This window comes from Neobacillus drentensis, from assembly GCF_036965645.1.
Classification (GTDB): Bacteria; Bacillota; Bacilli; order Bacillales; family Cytobacillaceae; genus Neobacillus; species Neobacillus drentensis_D.
On the sequence record NZ_JBALPZ010000192.1, the window covers coordinates 1 to 4,215 of the forward strand.

A 4,215-nucleotide genomic window follows, 5' to 3' on the forward strand; every position below is an offset into this window, starting at 1 on the left:
CCCATGCTCCCACCCATGCTCCCATCTTACCCAATAAACTGTGCTAATTCTTGATTGAGTTTGTCTCGCTCATCCCAGATTAGTCCGTGGCCGCTGTTTTGAAATGGTACTAGTTTGGAATTCCTGATTCCTCGATTTTGTGCTTCCGCCAAGGGGAAGTGACATACTTGGTCGTGAATTCCATGAAGAATGAGAGTGGGAACATGAATTTTTCCTAAATCATGAAACAGTTTTTCCTCGTATAGCCAAGTGTTTGCGATTGCTGCAGTTGACCAGCTTGCCGCCTGCAGACCTAAATGGAACAGCCAATCCGATAATGCTTGGGTGGTATGCTGAAAGAAAAACATATCTCCAAATCCTCGCAGCATATTGGGCCGGTCATTATAGGTTCCTTTTATGATGTTAAGTACCTCTTCTTTTTTTAGGCCATGGGGAAAGTAGGGCCGTTGGATCAAACTTGGAGCTGCCGCTGCCATTAGGACGAGCTTGGAAACCCCGTGGCCGCTGTGACGTGCCATATATCTGATGGCAATGGCTCCCCCGGTGGAGTGTCCAGCCAGCGTGATATTTTGTAAATGTAATGCTTCAATGACAGTCCGAACATCGTCTGCCAGCCGGTCGTAGTCATATCCTCCCCATGGTTTATCTGATTTCCCAAAACCTCTTTGATCCCAGCCGATACAACGATATCCCATTTTCGGCAGTTGATTAAACTGATATTCAAATAACTGATGGTTTGCCGGCCATCCATGAAGAAATAAAATTACCTTGTCGCTTCCCGGATTAATGTCTTCTACATAAATGGACACGTTGGATTCCACTTGAATATAGTAGCCCATACAGATTCCTCCATTAGTTGAGTATTCTTTTAGACTATATTCTGGGTCATGATGGAAATGAACAAAACGTTTAAGGAACCATTGATTCAGTTGAAGAGAAGGCTTCGTAGTGGGCTTTCTTTTTTTGTACTTGCCCATGAAGTTCCCGGACAGTTAACCAGTCAAGGGGTTTGAGCTTGCATATGTATACATAGCGGGTCATTTAGGAAGAGTGCCCTAATACCTGTATTTTTGGAGCAGGAGGTTAAAAATGAAAAATAACCAAACTAGTAACACCAATCTTTTCTTCGATTCAAGGGAAAGTGTATTTTTTAAAAGGAATGCGGAAAATATTATCTTCCAAGTTACTTCAGTGCAGCTGCCAGTTCTGAGAGATATAGGATTGGACAACATCTTTCTGAGCAGGGGTCACATATTAGAACCGCATTGGCATCCAAATGCAGCTGAGCTGGATTATGTGGTTAGTGGGGAAGCCATTATCTCTGTTCTAGATCCCTTCACTCCGCAATTGCTTACTTATCGTGTGAAACCGGGAGACGTGGTTTTTATCCCAATTAACTGGTGGCATTGGATCATCTCCATTACGGAAGAAGCGCATATTGTTGCGATCTATGATAATGAAAAACGTGAAAATATCTTTGGCTCCGACATCCTTCGAAAGACTCCGCCAGAGGTTTTTCAGTTGGCTTATGGTGTTAATGCGGAAAAGTTAGCAAAGGTTTTGGCACCAATTACTGAGACCGTCGTGATTGGACCAAAAACTGGTGTTCCGTTAGATGACTTGATTAGCGAAATGTTTGCACCCATGAATAGAAGAAGGCAAGGAATGTGGTGGGGTCCCAAGACTTCTCCTGATCTATTTTTTGATGTCAGCGACAATGTAGGCTTTCAACGGAATCCTGAAAATGTACTTTACGAAGTTACCTCTGCTCAAATCCCGGAGATGCAGGACCTAGCTTTAGGGGATCTTTTTCTAAGCCGGGCTCATATTCGCGAGCCGCACTGGCATCCAAATGCGGATGAACTAGATTTTGTTATCTTTGGAGAGGTAATCATATCGATTTTTAATCCGTCGACCTTAGAGTTCCAAACCTATCATGTTAAACCTGGTCAGGTCACACTCCTGCCAAAAGGATGGTGGCATTGGATTACTTGTGTTACCGAGGAAGCTCATCTTTTAGTAGCCTTTAATGATGGTCAAATCCAATCGGTCGAGGGATCAGATGTTTTAAGATTAACACCGCCAGATGTTTTTGAACTCGCCTATGATGTGAATGCAAGAAAAATAGACAAAGTATTATCCCCAATTGATGAAACAGTTGTCATTGGCCCCCCCGATACTGACGAATCTGATTGAGAAACACGGGGCCGGTTCTCATGCTCATTCATTAAGGACGCACTAGAACCGTCCCCATGCTTCTATTTTAAGTCTAGTTATATAGAACTATTAATTTGAAATTTTTTCAAAATAGTTAAAGACTTTCTCCCTATTTATTGGTAAAATAGGAGGGAAAAGGAGATGAAAGAGTGTGAAAGCTTTCAAAACGTTATTTAGCAGTTTAGTAGTTGTTTGTTTGTTTATCATTATTCCATCGGTTGCCTTTGGTCAAACCAACGGTGAGCCGGAGAAGCCAATTAGTAAATCAAGTAGTCTGCCGATCAAGTCAATCGGTAAAACCATCATTAAAACTACTCCACAAAGTCCGCTAATAAAATCAACATTAAAGAGTCAATCCTATACGGACGTGGCTGATTACCCATTGGTAACTGCTGGGCAATACGTAGATCTTTTGCTTGATAGTTACTATACCTACCATGATATTTACTTTGGATCGGTATCAAACTATTCAAGTGATAAGATGGATATTCAAGTCACTGATTCTAGTGATTATGCGTATTACAAAGATACGATTACTACGATTGAGTTTTATAAAAGCTATGGCAGTACCTTGTCATTTGCCGGGTATACCCAGTTTGACACATATGGATCTTATAATTCAAATCTACATTCTTATGTCACAAAATCCGATTTTAGCAATCAGCCATATATCTATATAAGACTGGGTCTTGCTGACACGATATATGATACATATTATTCTGATACAACACTTTTTAAAGTGAAAAACCCTTACTATGTTGCGCCGGTAGTTGATACAACTCCGCCAGCCAAGCCATACGTCAGTGCTATCAGTGATAAGGATACAACAGTGTCTGGGACAGCAGAAGCCAATTCAACAGTATATGCCAAATTAGGAACAACCACGATTGGCTCAGGTAAAGCAGATTCAGCAGGAAACTATAGTTTTACTATTTCTACCCAAAAAGCAGGAACGATATTGACGTTTTATGCCCAAGATGCCGCTGGAAACAAAAGCGGTACGGTGTCTGTAAAAGTGGCGGATAAAACACCGCCAGCCAAACCTACTGTTTATTCAGTCGGGGATAATCAGACCATTGTCAATGGCAAGACGGAAGCAAATGCAAAAGTGACGATCAAACTCGGCACTACTGTCCTAGGCCAGGGAACAGCAAGCAGTACAGGTGATTTTATTATCAAACTCTCTGCAGCCCAAAAAGCCGATACAACCTTAACGATCTATGCGACCGACTTAGCAGGTAACCAAAGCTCTGGAACCATTTTGAAGGTGTTGGACAAAACTCCTCCTGCCACTCCGACTGTTAATAAGGTGACCTATTTATCAAAAAGTGTAACAGGTACAGGGGAGAAAGGTTCAACGATTTATATTTATAAAGGGACTACATTGATTGGAAAAGCAACGGTAGATAGCTATGGAAAATATACAGCGACAATCAATCTTCAAACAAAAGGGTCAACGTTAGAGGTTATTTCTATGGATAAGGCCTACAATCAAAGCAAGTCCGTATATGTAACTGTCTATTAAATTACGTAGGTAAATTCCCGTCATGTTGCTATATTGAGTAAATTTCAGTAAGTGAAAAACCTGAAGCACACATCTGCTTCAGGTTTTTTTAGTGCGGAAACGATTTGATTTGGTGACTTGAAATATTTTTTCCAGCTCTTAGTTTCTATATAATAAGATGCGAGAAAGTATAGTTCTTATAAGCCAATTTGTCTGCAAAGCAATTGGCTTTTTTCAATATAAACACATTACTTAAAGTTTTTAACCTCTGTTAAGACTTAATTAAGGTTGAGGTTCCATAATACAGACATGGACTTAAAGAAAGCATTAAAAATTGAAAGGAGTCCTTCACATGGAAAAAAAGAAATTTACTTCTTGGGGAGTAAGCTTTGCAAGTCTTGCTCTCGCAGCCGGATTGATGTCATACATGGGAACTACAAATAAAAATACAACAAGCCAAACAGCAGCAGTGGCGACAACACAGAGCTCTACAC

Annotated in this window: 3 protein-coding genes; 2 read left to right on the forward strand and 1 reads right to left on the reverse strand. The window is 40.8% G+C overall.

Annotated elements, in window-relative coordinates; translation table 11 throughout:
- Nucleotides 1-26 precede the first annotated feature (26 nt).
- Nucleotides 27-839: an alpha/beta fold hydrolase gene (locus V7266_RS27460; RefSeq protein ID WP_335472392.1), complete on the reverse strand. Its 813-nt coding sequence runs from the start codon at nucleotides 837-839 to the stop codon at nucleotides 27-29.
- A gap of 250 nt (nucleotides 840-1,089) precedes the next feature.
- On the opposite strand from V7266_RS27460, the gene V7266_RS27465 reads away from it, so the two are divergent.
- The gene (locus tag V7266_RS27465; RefSeq protein ID WP_335472393.1) at nucleotides 1,090-2,196 is read left to right on the forward strand and encodes a cupin domain-containing protein; all 1,107 of its coding nucleotides are present in this window, start codon (nucleotides 1,090-1,092) and stop codon (nucleotides 2,194-2,196) included.
- Between the two features lie 172 nt (nucleotides 2,197-2,368).
- Nucleotides 2,369-3,742 (forward strand): Ig-like domain-containing protein, encoded by a 1,374-nt coding sequence (locus V7266_RS27470; protein ID WP_335472394.1) that lies wholly within the window; start codon nucleotides 2,369-2,371, stop codon nucleotides 3,740-3,742.
- Nucleotides 3,743-4,215: the final 473 nt, after the last annotated feature.